This window comes from Cereibacter sp. Soil_C_27, from assembly GCF_057657095.1.
Genome location: NZ_JBDGJD010000001.1, coordinates 1,071,582 through 1,090,409, shown reverse-complemented (window position 1 = coordinate 1,090,409; position 18,828 = coordinate 1,071,582). Strand labels below are relative to the sequence as shown.

Here is an 18,828-nt window from a genome sequence, read left to right as displayed (position 1 = left end):
CCGAGTCCGGTTAGCATGGGATTTTAGCACCCTGAGGATCGGCGATGCAGCGATTTGAATACAAAGTTGTTCCGGCTCCGCGCAAGGGCGAGAAGGTTCGGGGCGCCAAGACGCTGCCGGACCGTTTCGCCCTGACGCTGACCCAGATGATGAATGAACTTGGCCGCGACGGCTGGGAATACCTGCGCGCCGACACCCTGCCCTGCGAGGAGCGGGTGGGATTTACCGGCAAGGCGACGAGCTTCCAGAACATGCTGGTGTTCCGCCGCGCACTGGCGGTGGCGGAGGTGGCCCCGCTCGCTCCTCGTCCCGCCGAGACGCCTGCGCCGGTCGCGGCGCCTGTGGCCCATGTACCGCCGCCCGTCGCGGCGCCTGTGGCCCACGTCGCCCCACCCGTCGCGCCCCCCGCCCCGGCCGAGCCGGTGCCCGCCTTCTTCAACCGCGCGGAAGAGCCGGAGCCGGATGCGCTGGCCGCGACGCTGTCGCCCCGCCCTGCCGATGCCGAGCCGCCGCGCGCGCCTGCGGTGGCGGCGCCGCTGGGGGCCGCGCCTTCGCTGGGACCGGCGCGGGGCAACGGGGTGGCTGCGGAATAGGGCTCAGGCCCCGGCGGCCTCGGCCAGCGCCTGCGGCAGGGCTGCGGCGAAGGCCTCGAGCTCTGCCGGGCCGCCGCAGCTGACGCGGATGCAGCGGTCATGCGGAGCGACGAAGGGCATGCGCACGAAGATGTCCCGGGCGATCAGCGCCTGCAGCACGGCGCGGGCGAAGGCGCCGTCTTTGCCGCAATCGATCGTTACGAAATTGGTGGCAGAGGGCAGCGGGGTCAGGCCGCTGGCTGAGGCGATGCGTGCGATCTCGGCGCGGGCCTCGGCGACGCGGTTGCGCACCTCGTTCAGCCAAGGCTGATCCTCCAGCGCGGCCAAGGCCCCCGCCTGGGCGATGCGGCCGACGCCGAAGTGGTTGCGCACCTTGTCGAAGCCCGAGACCAGCTCCGGCGCGGCAAGCGCGTAGCCGACGCGCAGACCGGCCATGCCGTAGCCCTTGGAGAAGGTCCGCATGCGGATCACCCGGGGATCGTCGGTGGCGATCTCGGGGGCGGTGCCCTCGGGGGCAAGATCGATATAGGCCTCGTCGAGGATCAGCAGCGTGCCCTCGGGCAGCGAGTCGATCAGCGCGGTGATCGCGGCGGCGGGGTGGTGCGAGCCCATCGGGTTGTCGGGATTGGCGAGATAGACCAGCTTGGCGCCGGTCTCGCGCGCCTTGGCGAGCAGCGCCTCCGGGTCTTCATGGTCGCCGCGATAGGGCACCTTGTGCAGCACCCCGCCGAAGCCCGCGACGTGGAAGTTGAAGGTCGGATAGGCGCCGTCGGAGGTCACCACCGCGTCGCGGGGAGCGATCAGCATGCGCACGAGATAGCCGAGGAGGCCATCGATCCCCTCGCCCACGACGATGTGCTGCGGGGTGCAGCGGTGGTGGCGGGCGAGCGCGCGGCGCAGGTCGTGGGTTTCCGGATCGCCATACATCCAGACGTCGGCGGCGGCCTCGGCCATCGCGGTGATGGCGCGGGGCGACGGGCCGAACAGGCTTTCGTTGGCGCCGAGGCGGGCCTGGAAGCGGCGGCCACGGGCGCGCTCCTGGGTTTCCGGGCCGACGAAGGGCACGGTGGCGGGGAGACTGGCGACGAGCGGGGTGTAGCGGGGACCGGACATGGCGGGAGTTGAACGCGATCCCGCCCCGCCACGCAAGCCCCTCGCGTCAGGAGACCCGTTCGGCCGGGGCAGCGGAACGCAGGCGCAACGCGCTGCGCAGGCTGGTCATCTGCACGAGGCTGACCGCGGGCGCATAGGCCCCGCCGAGTTCCAGCGTGGCGGCGCGCAGCATCTCTATCCCCTCCTCCGATTTCACCGGCAGACGCTCGGGCGGGATCGGGCGGCCCATGGTCAGGCGGAAGGGCTGGCGGTGTTTGTTCAGCACCTCGTGGAACAGGGTGATGTCGCGCAGCGTCGGGTGGATCAGGTCGAAGAGGTAGAACATCGTCGAGTTGCGGGCGCGGATGTTCACCGGAATCACCGGCAAGTCGAACTTGCGCGCGATCATCGCCGCCGAGGCCATCCAAGGCCGCTCGATCAGCTTGAGCCCGGTGCGCTTTGCCAGACGGCCCGCGGGGAAGATGACGCCCAGACGCCCGGCCTCGATGGCGCGGCGGGTGTAATCCATCGTCTCGCGCGTCTTCTGCATGCTGCGCTTTTCCTGCCGCCATTCCACCGGGGCGATCAGGTCCTCCATCTGCGGCAGGACCCGCAGGATGTCGCGGTTGGCGTAGAAGAACAGGTCGGGCCGCAGGGGGGCGATGGCGCGGTGCAGGATGATGCCGTCGGCGATGCCGGTCGGGTGGTTGCAGACCACCAGCGCCGGGCCGTTGCGTGGCAGGTTCTCCAGCCCGGAGACCTCGACATCGCGGGCGATCATGTCGCCGACATGGCGCATGATCTCGGGCGAGGTCTTGTCCTCCAGCCGCTCGGCAATGGAGACGGTCCGGGGGTAGCTGAGCAGCCGGGTGAGCGCCTGACGCGCGACCTCGTGATGCGGTTTTCCGGAAAACAGCCACGGGGCGCGTTCAGCGATGAGGGGGTCGATTCGGGACTGCATCATGAACTGCACCATGGAGTGACGTGTGGACTATGACATGAGGCCCGGTTTGTGACAGTGGCAAGCCCGGGGGCCGCGCTGCCCGCCCGGTCGGCAGTCATCCGCCAGTTTGAACGCCCTGACAAGGGTTTGGTTCCTGCGGGCCGGGCCGCGCGCGCCCTCATCCCCGGCGCATCCGCGAGGCCATCTCGGCCAGATCGCGGCTGAGACCGGGGGTGCCGAGGATGCGGTCGAGCTCGGACTGGATCAGCGCCTGCCGGTCGGCATCGTAACGCGCCCAGGTTTCGAAGGCGGTGGACATGCGCGCCGCCGTCTGCGGGTTCAAGGGATCGAGCCTGATGAGCCAGTCGGCCAAGATCCGGTAGCTGTCGCCCGAGGCATGGTGGAAGCCCGCGTGATTTCCCGACAGCGCGCCGATCACCGAGCGGAAGCGGTTGGGGTTCTTCCAGTCGAAGGCGGCGTGGTCGGTGAGGCGGCGCGTTGTCTCGGCGGTGGCCTCTGGGGCGGCGTAGAGGATCTGCAGCGAGAACCACTTGTCCATCACCAGCCGGTCCTTGCCCCAGCGGCTCTCGAACGTGTCGAGCTCCGACTGGCCGCGACCGATGTCGAGCAGGCAGGCCAGCGCGCCGACCTCCTCGGTCATGTTGTTGGCGGTGCGGAAGGCCTCGGCGGCGCGGACGCCGCCATCGGTGCGGGTGACGAGGGCGAGGGCCGCGAGACGCAGCGCGCGGCGACCGGCGGCACGGGCCTCGGGGGTGAAGGGGCCGGGCTCGGCGAGACTGTCGATCAGACCCGCGAGCCGGGGTTGCAGGTGGCGGGCCAGCGCGTCGGCCATCTGCCGCCGTGCCGCGTGGATGCGGGTGGGGTCGGGCGTGTGCCCTGCGGCATGCAGGGTCTGGGCCATGTCATCCTCGCCCGGCAGGCGCAGGGCGAGCGCACGGAAGGCCGGGTCGAGGCTGTCGTCGGTCGCGACCCGGGCCAGCGCGTCGAGCCAGTCCGGCCCGGGGGTGGCGTTGTCGGTGACCATGCGGGCGAGCAGATCCTTGGCGAGCGCCCTGCCCGCCTCCCATTTGTTGAACGGGTCGGTGTCATGCGCCAGCAGGAAGGCGCGCTCCTCGGGTGAGGTGTCGCGTTCCAGGATCACCGGCGCGGAGAAGCCGCGCAGGATCGAGGGGATCGGGCGGGTGGCGAGACCGTCGAAGCGGAAGCTATGCTTTGCTTCGGTCAGTTCGAGCACGGTTGTGGGCAGCACCTCGTCGCCGTTGGGGTTCAGCAGGCCGAGCGCCACGGGGACGACCTTGGGCTGCTTCTCGGGCTGGCCCGGGGTCGGCGGGTTCACCTGCTCCAGATGCAGGGTCCATTTGCCCTCGGCCCAATCCTCGCTGACCTTGAGGCGCGGGGTGCCCGCCTCGGAATACCAGAGCTTGAACTGGGCGAGATCGCGGCCCGTCGCATCCTCGAAGACCTTCAGCCAGTCCTCGATCGTCGCCGCCTCGCCGTCGTGGCGCTGGAAGTAGAGATCGAGCGCCTTGGCATAGCCGTCGTCGCCGACGAGGCGCTTGAGCATGCCGATGACCTCGGCCCCCTTCTCGTAGACGGTGGCGGTGTAGAAGTTGTTGATCTCGACATATTCCTCGGGCCGCACCGGATGCGCCAAGGGGCCGCCATCCTCGCGGAACTGGCGGGCGCGCAGCGTCAGCACATCCTCGATCCGCTTCACGGCATGGGAGCGCATGTCGCCGGAGAACTGCTGATCGCGGAACACGGTCAGCCCTTCCTTCAGGCAGAGCTGGAACCAGTCGCGGCAGGTGATGCGATTGCCGGTCCAGTTGTGGAAATACTCATGCGCGATGATCGCCTCGATCCGCGCGAAATCGTCGTCGGTCGCGGTTTCCGGCAGCGCGAGGACGTATTTGGAGTTGAAGATGTTCAGCCCCTTGTTCTCCATCGCGCCCATGTTGAAATCATCGACCGCGACGATGTTGAACACGTCGAGATCGTATTCGCGGCCGTAGGCCTGTTCGTCCCAGCGCATCGAGCGGATCAGGCTGTCCATCGCATAGGCGCAGCGGCCCTCGTCCCCGGGGCGGACCCAGATGTTGAGCGCGACCGGACGACCCGACATCGTGGTGAAGCCGGCGGAATGGGCGATGAGGTCACCGGCCACGAGGGCGAAGAGATAGGCGGGCTTGGGCCAGGGGTCGGTCCATTCGGCCCAGCCGGGGCCGGTGGCGGTCTCGTTGCCGTTGGAGAGAAGCACCGGCATGTCGCTTTCGATGCGGACGCGGAAGGGCGCCATCACGTCGGGGCGGTCGGGGTAGAAGGTGATCTTGCGGAAGCCCTCGGCCTCGCATTGGGTGCAATACATGCCGTTCGACATGTAGAGCCCCTCGAGCGCGGTATTGGTCGCGGGCGAGATCTCCACCTCGGCGGTGAAGGTGAAGGGGCCTTCGGGCAGGTCGGCCCAAGGCAGGGTCAGGCCGGTCGCATCCGGTTCGGCGGTGACGGGCACGCCGTCGATGGCGGCGGCGATCAGGGTGAGGTTCTCGCCATCCAGCCGCAGGTCGTGACTGCCCGGCCGCGCCCTGTTCGGCGTGAAGCGGATCGTCGACAGCACCCGCGTCGCCTCGGGCGCGAGACGAAAGGTGAGGGCCACGCTCTCGATCAGGTGGCTCGGGGCGAGGTAGTCGGCAAGGCGGATGGCGGTATCGGTCATGGGATGCTCCTTGCCGCGCAGGTTATCCTGCGGGGGGGCGGACGCAAGCGGGGGCTTTACCTTTTCACCGGATCGGTTAGGTCATGTTCCATGAATGTTCTCATCTGGTTCAGACGCGATCTGCGGGTGACAGATCACCCGGCGCTGGCGGCGGCGGCAGGAGCCCCGGTGCTGCCGCTGTTCATCGTCGATCCGGCGCAGTGGGCGCTGCCCGAACGCTCGGCGCGGCAGTGGGACTTCGTGGCGGAAACGCTGGGCGCGCTGCGCGAGGAGCTGCGCGGGCTGGGGGCGCCCTTGGCGGTGCGGATCGGCGATCCGGTGACGGTGCTGGCCAAGCTCTGCCGCCAGCACAGGATCGGGCGAATCCTCGCGCTCGCCCCCCGCTCGGCGGTGGAGCGGACGGAGGATCGCCGGGTGGCCGATTGGGCGCGCGAGGCGGGAATCGGCTGGGAACTGCTCGCGGAGGGCGAGGCCGAAGCCGGGGCGCTGCAGGCGGTGTCGGGGGTGGAGCCGGGGCCGATCCCCTCGGCGCGGGTGCTGCGGCTGGCGGAGGACCGCTGCGCGCATCGCCAGGCCGGAGGCCGGGGTCGCGGGCTGTTGCTGCTGGAGAGCTTCCTTGGCGCGCGCGGCGAGGGCTACCGCGATTGCGACGGGCCGGCGAGCGGCGAGCGCGGCTGCTCGCGGCTCTCGCCGCATCTGGCCTGGGGGGCGCTGTCGCGGCGCGAGGTGCTGGCGGCGGTGGCGGCGCGGCAGGCGGAACGGCCGGGCGGCGGCTGGGGCCGCAGTTTGGCCGCGTTTCAGGCGGCGCTGACGCGGCGGGCGGTGGAGGTGGCGCCTGAGGAGGACGGCGATACGGCGCTGCTCGCGGCCTTCGCCGCGGGCGAGACCGGGCTGCCCTTCGTCGATGCCGGGATGCGCTATCTGGCGGCGACCGGCTGGCAGACGGCGCGGATGCGCGGGCTGCTGGCGGCGGTGGCGGTGCAGCATCTGGGCCTGCCCGAGGCGGCGGCGGGGCGGGTGCTGGCGCGGCTGTCGACGGATTACGATCCGGCGATCCACTGGTCGCAGATGCGGCGGGTGGCCGAGGGGCGGATTGCCAACCCGCTGGCGCTGGCCGAGGAGCTGGACCCGGCGGGCAGCTTCACCCGGCGCTGGCTGCCGGAACTGGCGCCGGTGCCCGATGCGCGGCTGCAGGCGCCGTGGAAATGGGTGGGGGCCGGGCGGCTTTTGGGGCGGCGCTATCCGGAGCCGGTGGTCGACCCGGCCTCGGCGGCGCGGGCGGCGCGCGAACGGCTGCGCTGGCGGATGGCGGAGGAGGTGCTGGAGGGACTGGAGCCGCCGCGGCGGCCGGGTCCGGCGGCGCAGCTGCGGCTGGATCTGTAGCGCTTCGGGGCGGCGAAGGAAGGGGGCTTTCCGCCCCCTCGCGCTGCGCGCTCACCCCCGAGGATATTTTTCGACAGAAAATGCAGGGAGGGGCGCAGGAGCGGAATATTGGTAAACACATTTGACCAGACTTGCCGCGGCGGCAAATTCTGCCTAGCTTGCACCCCATCGCATACAGCCGAAGGAGAGCGCCGTGACCGACCGGATCGAGAAGCATGGCTTGCAGGTCGACGTCCGTCTGGCCGAGTTCATCGCCCGCGAGGCGCTGCCCGGCACGGGCGTTGGGGAAGACGACTTCTGGTCGGGGCTGGCAGCAGCGGTGCGCGATCTCGGCCCGCAGAACCGGGCGCTGCTGGCGCGGCGGGCCGAGCTGCAGAGCGCCATCGACGCCTGGCATGTCGCGCGGCGGGGGGCGGCGATCGATCCGGTGGCCTATCAGGATTTCCTGCGCGAGATCGGCTATCTGCTGCCCGAGGGCGGGGATTTCGAGATCGAGACCAAAGGTGTCGATCCCGAGATCGCCGATGTGCCGGGGCCGCAGCTGGTGGTGCCGGTGATGAACGCGCGTTACGCGCTCAACGCCGCCAATGCGCGCTGGGGCTCGCTCTATGACGCGCTCTATGGCACCGACGCTCTGGGCGATCTGCCACCGAAGGGCGGGTTCGACGCCGAGCGCGGCGCGCGGGTGGTGGATTGGGGCCGGGCCTTCCTCGACGATGTGGCACCTCTGGCCGAAGGCAGCCATGCCGGTGGCGCGCTCTACCGGGTGGAGAACGGTGCCCTCAGCCCGGCGCTGATGAACCCGGCGCAGTTCGTGGGCTTTGCGGGCCAGGCGGAGGCGCCGACGGCGATCGTGCTGCGCAACAACCGGCTGCATCTGGTGATCGAGATCGACGGCAGCCACCCGATCGGCAAGACCGATCCGGCGCATGTGGCCGATATCCGGATGGAATCGGCGCTGTCGGCGATCATGGATTGCGAGGATTCGGTGGCAGCGGTCGACGGCGAGGACAAGGTTCTGGCCTATGGCAACTGGCTTGGGCTGATGACCGGGGATCTGCGCGAGGCGGTGAGCAAGAACGGGCGGATGATCCTGCGGGAACTCGCGCCCGATCTCGACTTCACCGCGCCGGGCGGCGGGCAACTGCGGCTCAAGGGTCGCGCGCTGATGCTGGTGCGCAACGTGGGCCATCTGATGACGACACCCGCGGTGCTGGATGCCAAGGGGGCGGAGATCTTCGAGGGCATCCTCGACGGCTTCGTCACCGTGCTCTGCGCGATGCATGACCTGAAGAAGACCGATGGCTTGCGAAATTCCGTGGCGGGCTCGGTCTATGTGGTGAAACCGAAGATGCACGGGCCGGAGGAAGTGGCCTTTGCCGACCGGCTCTTCACCGAGGTCGAGGCGGTGCTGGGGCTGCCGGCCAATACGGTCAAGCTCGGCATCATGGACGAGGAGCGACGCACCAGCGTCAATCTGAAGGAATGCATCCGCGCGGCGAAGCACCGGGTGGCCTTCATCAACACGGGCTTCCTCGACCGGACCGGGGACGAGATCTTCACCGGGATGGAAGCCGGGCCGATGGTGAGGAAGGGCGAGATGAAGGCCTCGGCCTGGATCAAGTCTTACGAGGATCGCAATGTCGACATCGGGCTGGCCTGCGGTCTGCGTGGCCGGGCGCAGATCGGCAAGGGCATGTGGGCGGCGCCGGACCGGATGGCCGAGATGCTCGAGGTGAAGATCGGCCACCCGAAGGCGGGGGCCAATTGCGCCTGGGTGCCCTCGCCCACCGCGGCGACGCTGCATGCCACGCATTACCACAAGGTCGATGTGCTGGGCCGTCAGGCCGAGATCGCGGCGGACGGGCCGCGCGGCACGCTCGCCGACCTGCTGACCCTGCCGCTGGCGCAGGGGGTGAACTGGAGCGAGGAGGAGATCCGCGAGGAGATCGAGAACAATGCCCAAGGCATTCTCGGCTATGTGGTGCGCTGGGTCGATCAGGGGGTCGGCTGCTCCAAGGTGCCCGACATTCATGACGTGGCGCTGATGGAGGACCGTGCGACCTGCCGGATCTCGAGCCAGGCGCTGGCAAACTGGCTGCATCACGGGGTGGTGTCGGAGACGCAGGTGCGGGCGGCGCTGCGCAAGATGGCGGCGGTGGTGGACCGGCAGAACGAGGGCGATCCGGCCTATCGGCCGATGGCGCCGGATTTCGACGGGGTGGCCTTCCAGGCGGCGTCGGATCTGGTGTTCGAAGGGCGCGCCCAGCCCTCGGGCTACACCGAGCCGGTGCTGCATGCGCGGCGGCGGGAGGTGAAGGCGACGCTGACGCCGCAGGTGACGGAGGGCTGAGGCCCCCCGCGCGGCCGTCGAGCGGCGCGGATTTTCTGCGAAAATCCGGAGAACCGTGTTTTCTGCGAAAACACGGTTCTTTCGAGCTTTCGCAGAAAGATCGGGCGGCGGTCGTCTGACGGGCGGGGCGCTCAGCCGCCGACTTCGAGGGCCAGCGCATGGATGCGACCGACGAGGTCGGGGCCGAGGGCCGCATGGACCGCGCGGTGCCGGGCAAGGCGGCTCATCGGGCCGAGTTCGGCGGCGCGCATTCTCACGAGAAAGTGGGTCTCGCCGCCCTCGCGCCAGCCGCCATGGCCGCGATGCTTCTCGCTTTCGTCAATCACCTCAAGCGTTTCCGGACGGAAGCTCTGCTGCAGCCGATCACGAATTTCGTCAGTTACCGCCATTTCGTCCGTTCCCCTCTTCTATCCCGCGCCATAACCCGTAAACTCTCGCCTCCGAGTCGGAAAGGCCAGTGAATATGACAAACCGCCCCCCCTTTGAGTTCGACATCCGGGTCTCCTCGGACAAGAAGCGGCGCAAGACCGGGCGGCGTGGCATGTCCGGTGCCTTCGAGACCTCGACGCGGGGATGCGACTATCCGGGCTGCGCCGAGGCCGGGGTCTACCGCGCGCCGAAATCGCCCGACCAGCTCGATGAATTCCTGTGGTTCTGCAAGGACCATGTGCGGGAATACAACCTGAAATGGAACTTCTTTCAGGGCACCACCGAGGACGATTTCCAGAAGTTCCTCGACAAGGACCGGGTCTGGGGCCGCGAGACCCAGCCCTTCGGCAAGCGTCCCGACGAGGGGCGGGTCTGGTCGCGGCTGGGGGTGAACGATCCGATCGAGATCCTCGGCGAGAAGGCGACGCAGAACCCCGGCCGCCCGGCCAGCAGCTCGACCCGCAAGCTGCCGCCGACCGAGCGCAAGGCGCTGGAGATCCTCGACGCGCGCGACACCTGGACGAAGCCGGAAATCCGCAAGCAGTACAAGTCACTGGTGAAGGATCTTCACCCCGACATGAACGGCGGCAACCGCGACGACGAGGAGCGGCTGCAGGAGGTGGTCTGGGCCTGGGACCAGATCAAGGACAGCCGGTTCTTCCGCGACTGACCTCTGCGCCGGGGACTCCGGTGGGAGCCTCCGGCGGGGATATTTCTGGCAGGAAAGAAGGCTCAGGCCGGCAGGAAGCGCAGGGCGGCGCCGTTGAGGCAGTGGCGCTTGCCGGTGGGTTCGGGGCCGTCGTCGAAGATATGGCCGAAATGACCGCCGCAGCGGCGGCAATGCACCTCGGTGCGGGTGGTAAAGAGGGTGTTGTCCTCCTTGGTGGCCACGGCGTCCGGGAGCGCTTGCCAGAAGCTGGGCCAGCCGGTGCCGCTGTCGTATTTGGTCTCGGAGGCATAGGCGGGCAGGTCGCAGCCGGCGCAGGCGAAGGTGCCCGGGCGCTTCTCGTCATTGAGCGGGCTGGTGAAGGGGCGTTCGGTGGCTTCCTCGCGCAGCACGGCATAGGCCTCGGGAGAAAGGCGGGCGCGCCATTCGGCCTCGGTCAGGGTTAGCTCGAAACTGCCCTCGGCGGCGCGGCCGTAGCGGCCGGCAAGGCTGAGGGCGAGGAGCGCGGTGGCTCCGGTCAGAACGGTTCGGCGCAGCATGGGGGATCCTCCGGATCGGTGACGGGTCTCTGCAGACTATACGGCCGGGGCGGTGCGGGAGTTGCAGCGCTCACGCAAACGGGATCGCGCGCGAAGCGCTTTCGCGGCCCGCCTGCCCCTTGCACCCCTGCAGGATATGTTCCATCAAAGGCCGTTGGCGTCGATGGCCCCTCCGGGCGGCCCACGCCGCGCACCCGAAACATGGCGGACGGAATGCTGGATATGACTGTGAAACCCACCGAAGAAATCTCTGTCCGCGATGTCTTCGGCATCGACACCGACATGAAGGTCAGGGGTTTCGCCGAGCGCACCGACCGGGTGCCGGACGAGGACAGCACCTACAAGTTCGATCCCGACACCACGCTCGCCATCCTCGCGGGCTTTGCCTACAACCGTCGCGTGATGATCCAGGGCTATCACGGCACCGGCAAATCCTCGCATATCGAGCAGGTCGCCAGCCGGCTGAACTGGCCCTGCGTGCGGGTCAACCTCGACAGCCACATCAGCCGGATCGACCTGATCGGCAAGGACGCGATCAAGCTGGTCGACGGCAAGCAGGTCACCGCCTTCCAGGAAGGCATCCTGCCCTGGGCGCTGCGCAACCCCTGCGCCATCGTCTTCGACGAATACGATGCGGGCCGCGCCGATGTGATGTTCGTGATCCAGCGGGTGCTGGAGACCGACGGCAAGCTGACGCTCCTCGACCAGAACGAGGTCATCACCCCCCACCCGAGCTTCCGGCTGTTCGCCACCGCGAACACCGTGGGTCTGGGCGACACGACCGGACTCTATCACGGCACCCAGCAGATCAACCAAGGCCAGATGGACCGCTGGTCGCTGGTCTCGACGCTGAACTATCTGAGCCATGACGCCGAGGTGGCGATCGTGCTGGCCAAGAACCCGCATTACAACACCGAGAAGGGCCGTCGGCAGATCAGCCAGATGGTGACGGTGGCGGATCTGTCGCGCACCGCCTTCATGAACGGCGACCTCTCGACGGTGATGAGCCCGCGGACGGTGATCACCTGGGCGCAGAACGCCGAGATCTTCCGCAACCTGGGCTATGCCTTCCGGCTGACCTTCCTCAACAAATGCGACGAGCTGGAGCGGCAGACCGTGGCCGAGTTCTACCAGCGCTGCTTCAACGAGGAACTGCCGGAGAGCGCCGCGTCGATGGCGATGAAGTGAGCGGCCCCGCCCCTCTGGCGGAGCGCGTCACGCGCGCGCTGGAGGCGATGGAGCGCCGTCGCAGCCGTGGGCGGATCGAGATCGCGGCAGGGGTCCTGCTCGGCGCCTATGCCGGATCTCGCGAGGGCGGCGGGCTTTCGGGTTCGCTGGCCGGGGCGGCCATCGTCGGGCTGGCGGCCTTCCTGTCGGTGCGGCTGTCGCTGGCGCTGCGCAGGCGGGCGCTGACGCGGCTGAGCGCGGAGGATCCGGCGGAGGTGGCGCGGGTGAGCGAACGCTACCGGATCGCGCAGGCGGTCGGCCGGACCTCGCGCTGGAAGGCCTTTCGCTGAGCTTCCGCTTTCCTCGGGACTGCCCCTTGCCGGGCGCACAGACGGGTGATTTATCTCTACCATGAGCAAGCCAAGCGACAACCCCGCCGATCCGTTCAAGAAGGCCCTCGCCGAGGCCACCAAGACCATGGCCGACGACCCGGAGATGACCGTCTCCTATTCGGTCGATCCGCCGGGCATGAACAAGGACGGGATGCGGCTGCCGCAGGTCTCGCGCCGGATGACGCGGGACGAGGTGCTGCTGGCGCGCGGTACGGCGGATGCCTTCGCGCTGAAGCGGAAATATCACGACGAAAAGACCTCGGCCCGCTATGCCCCGACGGGGCAGCTGGCGCGCGAGATCTATGACGCGATGGAGACCGCGCGCTGCGAGGCGGTGGGCGCGCGGGTGATGCCGGGGACGGCGGGCAACATCGACGCCAAGATCGGCCATGAGGCCGAGCGCAAGGGCTATTCCCAGATCACCCAGCCGGCCGATGCGCCGCTGGCGGTGGCGGCGGGCTATTACGTCAGGCACATGGCGACCGGGCGGCCGCTGCCGAAGGGGGCGCAGACCGTGCTCGACCTGTGGAGCGAGCATATCGCCGAACAGGCGGGCGGCAGTCTGGGATCGCTGGACGAGGTGCTGGCCGATCAGGCGGCTTTCGCCCGGCTGACGCGCAAGGTGATCTCGGATCTCGGCTATGGCGACCAGCTGGGCGATGACCCGGACGTGGACGAGCCTTCCGACGAGAGCGGCGAGGATGCCGAGCAGGACGAGGATCAGCCGGATTCGACCGGCGACGATCAGGACGAGAGCGACGAGGCCGACGCCCAGCCGGAGCAGAGCCAGGACGAGCAGCAGGATGCGAGCCAGGCCCAGGTGTCGATGGACGATGCCGCCGACATGGAACAGGGCGACGAGGCGGAGCTGCCCGAGGGCGAGGCCCCGCTGGAGCCGCCGCCCCCTGCCCCGCATTCCGACGCCGATCCGCTCTACACCGTCTTCACCACCGATTTCGACGAGGAGATCAAGGCCGAGGATCTGGCGGAGGCGGCGGAGCTGGAACGGCTGCGCGCCTATCTCGACCAGCAGCTCGAACCCCTGAAGGGGGCGGTGTCGCGGCTGGCCAACAAGCTGCAGCGGCGGTTGCAGGCGCAGCAGAACCGCTCTTGGGAGTTCGATCTGGAGGAGGGCACGCTGGACGCGGGCCGTCTGGCGCGGGTGGTGGCCAACCCCACGACGCCGCTCAGCTTCAAGGTAGAGAAGGACACCGAGTTCCGCGACACCTGCGTGACGCTTCTGCTGGACAATTCCGGCTCGATGCGCGGGCGGCCGATCTCGATCGCCGCGATCTGCGCCGACGTGCTGGCCCGGACACTGGAGCGCTGTCAGGTGAAGGTCGAGATCCTCGGCTTCACCACGCGGGCATGGAAGGGCGGGCAGAGCCGCGAGAAATGGCTGGCGGCGGGTCGGGTGCAGCAGCCCGGGCGGCTGAACGACCTGCGCCACATCATCTACAAGGGGGCCGACTCGCCTTGGCGGCGGGCGCGGGAGAACCTCGGGCTGATGATGAAGGAGGGGCTCCTGAAGGAGAACATAGACGGCGAGGCGCTGGAATGGGCGCATCGGCGGATGCTGGCCCGGCCCGAGGCGCGCAAGATCCTGATGGTAATCTCGGACGGCGCGCCGGTGGACGATTCCACCCTCTCGGTGAACCCGGCCAACTATCTGGAGAAGCACCTGCGCGACGTGATCGCCATGGTCGAGCGGCGCAAGGCGGTGGAGCTGATCGCCATCGGCATCGGCCATGACGTGACCCGCTACTACCAGCGCGCAGTGACGATCACCGATGTGGAGCAACTGGCGGGCGCGATGACCGAACAGCTAGCGAGCCTGTTCGACGCCGACCCCAAGAAGCGCTCGGGCAAGGGGCGGCGGGTGGCGTGAGGCGGTTCTCCGCAGTCCTGACGACCGGCCCCGCAGGGCACATAGACACATCTGACAAGAGCGGCGCCCTTTGCGCGCCGACAACCGCATAGCTCAACGGGGCCAACATGTTCCAATCCTTCGATGCAACCTCTTCCCCGGCGCAGGGGCCGGCGCGGCTGGCGGATCTTCGGGCGCTTCTGGCGGCTGACGGGCTTGCCGGGTTTCTCGTGCCGCGGGCCGATGCGCATCAGGGCGAGTATGTGGCCGAGCGCGACGGGCGGCTGCAGTGGCTGACCGGGTTCACCGGCTCGGCGGGGTTCGCCATCGTGCTGCCGGAGATCGCGGGCGTCTTCATCGACGGGCGCTACCGGGTGCAGGTGAAGCATCAGGTGGATCTCGGGCATTTCACCCCGGTGCCCTGGCCCGAGGTGAAGGCGGGCGAATGGCTGCGCGAGCATCTGACAGAGGGGGTCGTGGGCTTCGATCCCTGGCTGCACACCGCCGACGAGATCGAGCGGCTGGAGACGGCGCTGAAAGGCAGCGGCCTCAGCCTGCGCCCGGTGGAGAATTACGTCGACCGGATCTGGCCCGACCAGCCCGCCCCGCCGCAGGGCCGGGCCTTCGCTCATCCCGAGGCGCTGGCCGGGCGGTCGAGCGCCGAGAAGCGCGCGGAGCTGGCCGAGGGCCTGCGGGCCGAGGGGCAGCGGGCGGCGGTGATCACGCTGCCGGATTCGCTCTGCTGGCTTTTGAACCTGCGCGGGGCGGATGTGCCGCGCAACCCGGTGCTGCATGGCTTTGCGGTGCTTCATGACGACGGGCGGGTGACGCTGTTCGCCGATCCGGCGAAGTTCGACGACGCGTTGCGGGCGGAGCTGGGCGAGCATGTCACGCTGCGCCCGCCGGCGGCCTTCGTGCCGGCGCTGGGCACGCTGCAGGGGCCGGTGCGGGTGGACCGGATGACGGCGCCGCTGGCGGTGACGCTGGAGCTGCAGGATGCGGGCATCGCGGTGGCGGCGGGCGACGATCCCTGCCGCCTGCCCAAGGCCTGCAAGACCCCGGCCGAGATCGCCGGCACCCGCGAGGCGCATCTGCGCGACGGGGCAGCGGTGGTGGAGTTTCTCGCCTGGCTCGACGGGCGGGCCCCCGAGGGCGGGCTGACCGAGATCGATGTCGTCAAGGCGCTGGAGGGCTATCGCCGGGCCACCAATGCGCTGCATGACATCAGCTTCGACACGATCTGCGGCGCCGGGCCGAATGGCGCGATCATGCATTACCGCGTGACCGAGGGCTCGAACCGGGCCGTTGGTCAGGACGAGCTGCTGCTGGTCGATTCCGGTGCGCAATATCTCGACGGCACCACCGACATCACCCGCACCGTCGCCGTGGGCGATCCCGGCGCCGAGGCGCGGGAGTGCTATACGGCGGTGCTGCAGGGGCTGATCGCCATCAGCCGGGTGCGCTGGCCGAAGGGGCTGGCGGGGCGCGATCTGGACGGGCTGGCGCGCTACAACCTGTGGCTGATGGGGCTGGATTACGACCATGGCACCGGCCATGGCGTCGGCGCCTTCCTGTCGGTGCACGAGGGGCCGCAGCGGCTGTCGCGGATCTCGGAAGTGCCGCTGGAGCCGGGGATGATCCTGTCGAACGAGCCGGGCTATTACCGCGAGGGCGCCTTCGGCATCCGGCTGGAGAACCTGATCGTGGTCGAGGAGGCCCCTGCCCTCGGCGACAAGCGCGCGCAGCTCTGCTTCGAGACGGTGACCTTCGTGCCCTTCGACCGGCGGTTGATCCTGACCGAGCGGCTGGCGCCGGGCGAGCGGGCCTGGGTCGATGCCTATCATGCCGAGGTGCGCGAGAAGATCGGGCCGCGGGTGTCGGGCGCGGTGCGCGACTGGCTCGAAGCGGCGACTGCGCCGCTTTGACGTCTTGCCCTCGGGCGCATTGCGGCTAATCTTGCCGCAACGCAGCAATTCTGGGGGCAAGCCAATGAGCGACCATATCCATCTGCGCAAGGCGGTCGGCAAATGGGTGATCCGCGCCGAGGCCGGCGTGCTGGGCGAGACGCTGGACGGAATCGAGCTGACCGAGGGCGACCGCGAGCCGGTCATCTATTTCCCCCGCGAGGATGTGGCGATGGTGATGTTCGACAAGAGCGAAACCGTCACCACCTGCCCCTACAAGGGCGAGGCCACCTATTACTCCATCGTCGGCGCCAGCGGCACGGTGAAGGACGCCGCCTGGTCCTACGAATCGCCCAAGGCGGGGCTGGAGGCGATCGCGGGCCATCTGGCCTTCTCGCCCGACTACAGCAAGGTCGCGCGCTACTGAGCGGCGGCCTCGGCCGAGACGCGGCGGATGCGCTCCACCATGGCGCGCACCCCGTTGGAGCGCTGCGAGGAGAGGTGTTCGTTGAGCCCGAGCCGACCGAGTTCGGCCACGGCATCGACGCGACCCACCTCGGCCACCGTCAGACCGGAATAGAGCGCGTGCAGCACGGCGATCAGGCCGCGCACGATCATCGCGTCGCTCTCGCCGGCGAAATCGAACTGCGCCGCGGCGCCCTCGCCCTCGATCTTCGGCACGATCCAGACCTGACTGGCGCAGCCCTCGACCTTGGTGGCGGGCACCTTCAGCGCGTCGGGCAAAGGCGGGAAGGCCTTGCCCAGATCGATGACGTGGCGGTAGCGGTCTTCCCAGTCGTCGAGGAAGTCGAAGGTTTCGGCGATGTCTTCGAAGGCGGGCGTGGCCATGCGGGTCTCCCTCTGTGGGCTCCAGAGGTAAGACCCTGGCGCCGGAAGGTCCAGCCCTGCGCGCTGCGGCTTTTCAAACGGGCCCGCATCGGCTACCCAAGGGAAAAGCCGCAACGACCGGCGAGGATGAGGGATCTGGGGATGAAAACACCGCTGCTGGCTGGACTTGCGCTGGTGCTGGCGCTCGGCGCCTGTGGATCGCGGCTGAATCCGATGAACTGGTTCGGCGGGTCGCGCGAAAGCGCGCCGGTGACGATGGATGTCGCGGGGGTTCCGGTCGACACGCGCCCGCTGGTGGCGCAGGTGATCTCGCTCGACGTGAAGCGGATGCAGGGCGGCGCCATCGTGCGCGCCGTGGGTCTGCCGCCGACGCAGGGCTATTGGGAGGCCGAGCTGGTCGCCCGCCCGCTGCAGGACGGCGTGCAGGTCTTTGACTTCCGCGTGAGCCCGCCGCCGACGCAGAACGCGGTCTCGACCCAGCGCTCGCGCGAGATCTCGGTTGCGGCCTTCATCTCGAGCTTCCAGCTGGACGGCATCCGCCAGATCACGGTGCAATCGGCGGGCAACGCGCTGACCAGCGGACGCTAGAGCGTCACCACCCGGACTTCGCTGCCCTTGGCCGAGAGCGCGATCTCGCCCCGGCAAAGGCGCAGCGCATCGTTGCCAAAGGCCTGCAGACGCCAGCCCTTGAGCGTCGGCAGATCGCGCCCGCCCGCAGCAATGGCGTCGAGATCGGCGGCCGAGGCGATCAGCTTGGCGGCGACACCGAGGCTTTCGGATTTCGCCTTCAGCAGCACGCGCAGCAGGTCGGCCAGCGCGGGGTTGACCTGAAGCTGCTCGCGGCTGAGATCGGGCTTCGGCAGGTCTTCGGGCTTGGTCTCGAGCCCCGCCTTCACCGCGGCAAGGATGCCGTCGGCGATGTCGCCCCGCCGTCCCTCGCGCATCAGGAGCCGCGAGCGGCCCAGTTCCTCGCTGTTGGTCGGACGGGTGGAGGCGATCTCCAGCAGGGCATCGTCCTTCAGCACGCGGCTGCGCGGCACGTTGTGGCTCTGCGCATAGTCCTCGCGGAAGCGGGCGAGTTCCTTGACCACGGCAAGGAAGCGGCCCGAAGTGGTGCGGGTCTTGATCCTGAGCCATGCTTCTTCGGGATGCACGGTATAGGTGGCGGGATCGGTGAGGATCGCCAGTTCCTCTTCGACCCATTTCTGCCGGTCGTTCTTGGCGATCTGGGCGGCAAGCCACTCGTAGATCACCCGCAGATGCGTCACGTCAGCCAGCGCATAGGCCTTCTGCGCCTCGGACAGCGGGCGGCGCGACCAGTCGGTGAAGCGCGAGGTCTTGTCGAGCGGCTCGTGCGCGATCTTCTTGACCAGCGTCTCGTAGCCGACCTGCTCGCCGAAGCCGCAGACCATGGCGGCGACCTGCGTGTCGAACAGCGGCGTCGGGAAGACCTTGCCCTCGACGAAGAAGATCTCGAGATCCTGCCGGGCGGCGTGGAACACCTTCACCGTCGCCTCGTGGCGGAAGAGGTCGTAGAGCGGCTCGAGCGACATGCCCTCGCCCTCCACCGGGTCGATCAGCACGGCCTCGCCGGTCTTGCCGGGCAGCGCCATCTGGATCAGGCAGAGCTTGGACCAGTAGGTGCGCTCGCGCAGGAATTCGGTGTCGATGGTGACGTAGGGGGCAGCTTTGGCGGTCTCGCAGAACTCGGCAAGAGCTTCGGTCGTCGTGATTGTTCTCATACTCGCCTGTTCCGCTGGTGACGCGTGCCGGTTCGTCCGGCACCCCTTCCTAGGCAATTATGCACAGGAAGGGAAGCACCGCACGGCAGATCGGCCACAAGCAGGGCCGCCGCTGTGACTTTCTGCGCCAATTAACCGAAAATTAACCCGGAAACCGGAAGCCTGAGTCTGCAG

17 protein-coding genes are annotated in these 18,828 nt (G+C 68.8%); 10 read left to right on the top strand and 7 right to left on the bottom strand.

Annotation, left to right across the window (positions count from 1 at the left end; translation table 11 throughout):
* Positions 1-44: 44 nt before the first annotated feature.
* On the top strand, positions 45-593 hold the full coding sequence (locus AC3A5Z_RS05385; RefSeq protein ID WP_487518337.1) for a DUF4177 domain-containing protein: 549 nt from the start codon (positions 45-47) through the stop codon (positions 591-593).
* A gap of 3 nt (positions 594-596) precedes the next feature.
* On the opposite strand, the gene AC3A5Z_RS05380 is transcribed toward AC3A5Z_RS05385, so the two are convergent.
* The 3 genes from AC3A5Z_RS05380 to pepN all read right to left on the bottom strand — a co-directional run bounded on the left by AC3A5Z_RS05380 (position 597) and on the right by pepN (position 5,362).
* Positions 597-1,706, bottom strand: coding sequence for a pyridoxal phosphate-dependent aminotransferase (locus AC3A5Z_RS05380; RefSeq protein WP_487518336.1), 1,110 nt, complete (start codon positions 1,704-1,706; stop codon positions 597-599).
* 46 nt (positions 1,707-1,752) lie between these two features.
* A complete protein-coding gene (locus tag AC3A5Z_RS05375) occupies positions 1,753-2,646 on the bottom strand; it encodes a lysophospholipid acyltransferase family protein (RefSeq protein WP_487518639.1) in 894 nt (297 codons plus the stop codon).
* A gap of 160 nt (positions 2,647-2,806) precedes the next feature.
* Complete coding sequence (gene pepN, locus AC3A5Z_RS05370) at positions 2,807-5,362, bottom strand: aminopeptidase N (protein ID WP_487518335.1); 2,556 nt, start codon at positions 5,360-5,362, stop codon at positions 2,807-2,809.
* A gap of 90 nt (positions 5,363-5,452) precedes the next feature.
* On the opposite strand from pepN, the gene AC3A5Z_RS05365 reads away from it, so the two are divergent.
* Entirely contained in the window at positions 5,453-6,745 is a 1,293-nt protein-coding gene (locus tag AC3A5Z_RS05365; RefSeq protein WP_487518334.1) for an FAD-binding domain-containing protein, read from the top strand.
* Positions 6,746-6,938: 193 nt separating this feature from the next.
* On the top strand, positions 6,939-9,098 hold the full coding sequence (locus AC3A5Z_RS05360; protein ID WP_487518333.1) for a malate synthase G: 2,160 nt from the start codon (positions 6,939-6,941) through the stop codon (positions 9,096-9,098).
* A gap of 131 nt (positions 9,099-9,229) precedes the next feature.
* On the opposite strand, the gene AC3A5Z_RS05355 is transcribed toward AC3A5Z_RS05360, so the two are convergent.
* Positions 9,230-9,487, bottom strand: coding sequence for a BolA family protein (locus AC3A5Z_RS05355; protein ID WP_487518332.1), 258 nt, complete (start codon positions 9,485-9,487; stop codon positions 9,230-9,232).
* A gap of 74 nt (positions 9,488-9,561) precedes the next feature.
* Between AC3A5Z_RS05355 and AC3A5Z_RS05350 the strand changes: the two genes are divergently transcribed.
* Positions 9,562-10,197 carry a DnaJ domain-containing protein gene (locus tag AC3A5Z_RS05350; RefSeq protein ID WP_487518331.1) on the top strand — a complete coding sequence of 212 codons (636 nt, stop codon included), beginning with the start codon at positions 9,562-9,564 and terminating at the stop codon, positions 10,195-10,197.
* A gap of 62 nt (positions 10,198-10,259) precedes the next feature.
* On the opposite strand, the gene msrB is transcribed toward AC3A5Z_RS05350, so the two are convergent.
* Complete coding sequence (gene msrB / locus AC3A5Z_RS05345) at positions 10,260-10,733, bottom strand: peptide-methionine (R)-S-oxide reductase MsrB (protein ID WP_487518330.1); 474 nt, start codon at positions 10,731-10,733, stop codon at positions 10,260-10,262.
* Positions 10,734-10,934: 201 nt separating this feature from the next.
* Here msrB and cobS point away from each other — a divergent pair, with 201 nt between their 5' ends.
* The 5 genes from cobS to AC3A5Z_RS05320 all read left to right on the top strand — a co-directional run bounded on the left by cobS (position 10,935) and on the right by AC3A5Z_RS05320 (position 16,490).
* Positions 10,935-11,921, top strand: a complete 987-nt coding sequence (gene cobS / locus AC3A5Z_RS05340) for a cobaltochelatase subunit CobS (RefSeq protein ID WP_487518329.1) — start codon at positions 10,935-10,937, stop codon at positions 11,919-11,921.
* Positions 11,918-12,250: a hypothetical protein gene (locus AC3A5Z_RS05335; RefSeq protein ID WP_487518328.1), complete on the top strand. Its 333-nt coding sequence runs from the start codon at positions 11,918-11,920 to the stop codon at positions 12,248-12,250. The genes cobS and AC3A5Z_RS05335 overlap by 4 nt, the downstream gene beginning before the upstream one ends.
* 61 nt (positions 12,251-12,311) lie before the next feature.
* A complete protein-coding gene (cobT, locus tag AC3A5Z_RS05330; protein ID WP_487518327.1) occupies positions 12,312-14,180 on the top strand; it encodes a cobaltochelatase subunit CobT in 1,869 nt (622 codons plus the stop codon).
* Between the two features lie 107 nt (positions 14,181-14,287).
* Entirely contained in the window at positions 14,288-16,084 is a 1,797-nt protein-coding gene (locus AC3A5Z_RS05325; RefSeq protein WP_487518326.1) for a M24 family metallopeptidase, read from the top strand.
* A gap of 64 nt (positions 16,085-16,148) precedes the next feature.
* Positions 16,149-16,490 carry a DUF427 domain-containing protein gene (locus AC3A5Z_RS05320; RefSeq protein ID WP_487518325.1) on the top strand — a complete coding sequence of 114 codons (342 nt, stop codon included), beginning with the start codon at positions 16,149-16,151 and terminating at the stop codon, positions 16,488-16,490.
* Here the strand turns inward: AC3A5Z_RS05320 and AC3A5Z_RS05315 are convergent.
* Positions 16,484-16,912 carry a SufE family protein gene (locus AC3A5Z_RS05315; protein ID WP_487518324.1) on the bottom strand — a complete coding sequence of 143 codons (429 nt, stop codon included), beginning with the start codon at positions 16,910-16,912 and terminating at the stop codon, positions 16,484-16,486. The two genes, AC3A5Z_RS05320 and AC3A5Z_RS05315, sit on opposite strands and share 7 nt — an antisense overlap.
* Before the next feature lie 141 nt (positions 16,913-17,053).
* On the opposite strand from AC3A5Z_RS05315, the gene AC3A5Z_RS05310 reads away from it, so the two are divergent.
* Entirely contained in the window at positions 17,054-17,500 is a 447-nt protein-coding gene (locus AC3A5Z_RS05310) for a hypothetical protein (protein WP_487518323.1), read from the top strand.
* On the opposite strand, the gene rnd is transcribed toward AC3A5Z_RS05310, so the two are convergent.
* Positions 17,497-18,654, bottom strand: coding sequence for a ribonuclease D (rnd, locus tag AC3A5Z_RS05305; protein WP_487518322.1), 1,158 nt, complete (start codon positions 18,652-18,654; stop codon positions 17,497-17,499). The two genes, AC3A5Z_RS05310 and rnd, sit on opposite strands and share 4 nt — an antisense overlap.
* Positions 18,655-18,828: the final 174 nt, after the last annotated feature.

Excerpts from the sequence above, each read along its gene's own strand:
- AC3A5Z_RS05385 (WP_487518337.1), top strand. The coding sequence starts at position 45 with ATGCAGCGATTTGAATACAAAGTTGTTCCGGCTCCGCGCAAGGGCGAG.
- AC3A5Z_RS05380 (WP_487518336.1), bottom strand. The coding sequence starts at position 1,706 with ATGTCCGGTCCCCGCTACACCCCGCTCGTCGCCAGTCTCCCCGCCACC.
- AC3A5Z_RS05375 (WP_487518639.1), bottom strand. The coding sequence starts at position 2,646 with ATGCAGTCCCGAATCGACCCCCTCATCGCTGAACGCGCCCCGTGGCTG.
- pepN (WP_487518335.1), bottom strand. The coding sequence starts at position 5,362 with ATGACCGATACCGCCATCCGCCTTGCCGACTACCTCGCCCCGAGCCAC.
- AC3A5Z_RS05365 (WP_487518334.1), top strand. The coding sequence starts at position 5,453 with ATGAATGTTCTCATCTGGTTCAGACGCGATCTGCGGGTGACAGATCAC.
- AC3A5Z_RS05355 (WP_487518332.1), bottom strand. The coding sequence starts at position 9,487 with ATGGCGGTAACTGACGAAATTCGTGATCGGCTGCAGCAGAGCTTCCGT.
- AC3A5Z_RS05350 (WP_487518331.1), top strand. The coding sequence starts at position 9,562 with ATGACAAACCGCCCCCCCTTTGAGTTCGACATCCGGGTCTCCTCGGAC.
- msrB (WP_487518330.1), bottom strand. The coding sequence starts at position 10,733 with ATGCTGCGCCGAACCGTTCTGACCGGAGCCACCGCGCTCCTCGCCCTC.
- cobS (WP_487518329.1), top strand. The coding sequence starts at position 10,935 with ATGGCGGACGGAATGCTGGATATGACTGTGAAACCCACCGAAGAAATC.
- cobT (WP_487518327.1), top strand. The coding sequence starts at position 12,312 with ATGAGCAAGCCAAGCGACAACCCCGCCGATCCGTTCAAGAAGGCCCTC.
- AC3A5Z_RS05325 (WP_487518326.1), top strand. The coding sequence starts at position 14,288 with ATGTTCCAATCCTTCGATGCAACCTCTTCCCCGGCGCAGGGGCCGGCG.
- AC3A5Z_RS05320 (WP_487518325.1), top strand. The coding sequence starts at position 16,149 with ATGAGCGACCATATCCATCTGCGCAAGGCGGTCGGCAAATGGGTGATC.
- AC3A5Z_RS05315 (WP_487518324.1), bottom strand. The coding sequence starts at position 16,912 with ATGGCCACGCCCGCCTTCGAAGACATCGCCGAAACCTTCGACTTCCTC.
- AC3A5Z_RS05310 (WP_487518323.1), top strand. The coding sequence starts at position 17,054 with ATGAAAACACCGCTGCTGGCTGGACTTGCGCTGGTGCTGGCGCTCGGC.
- rnd (WP_487518322.1), bottom strand. The coding sequence starts at position 18,654 with ATGAGAACAATCACGACGACCGAAGCTCTTGCCGAGTTCTGCGAGACC.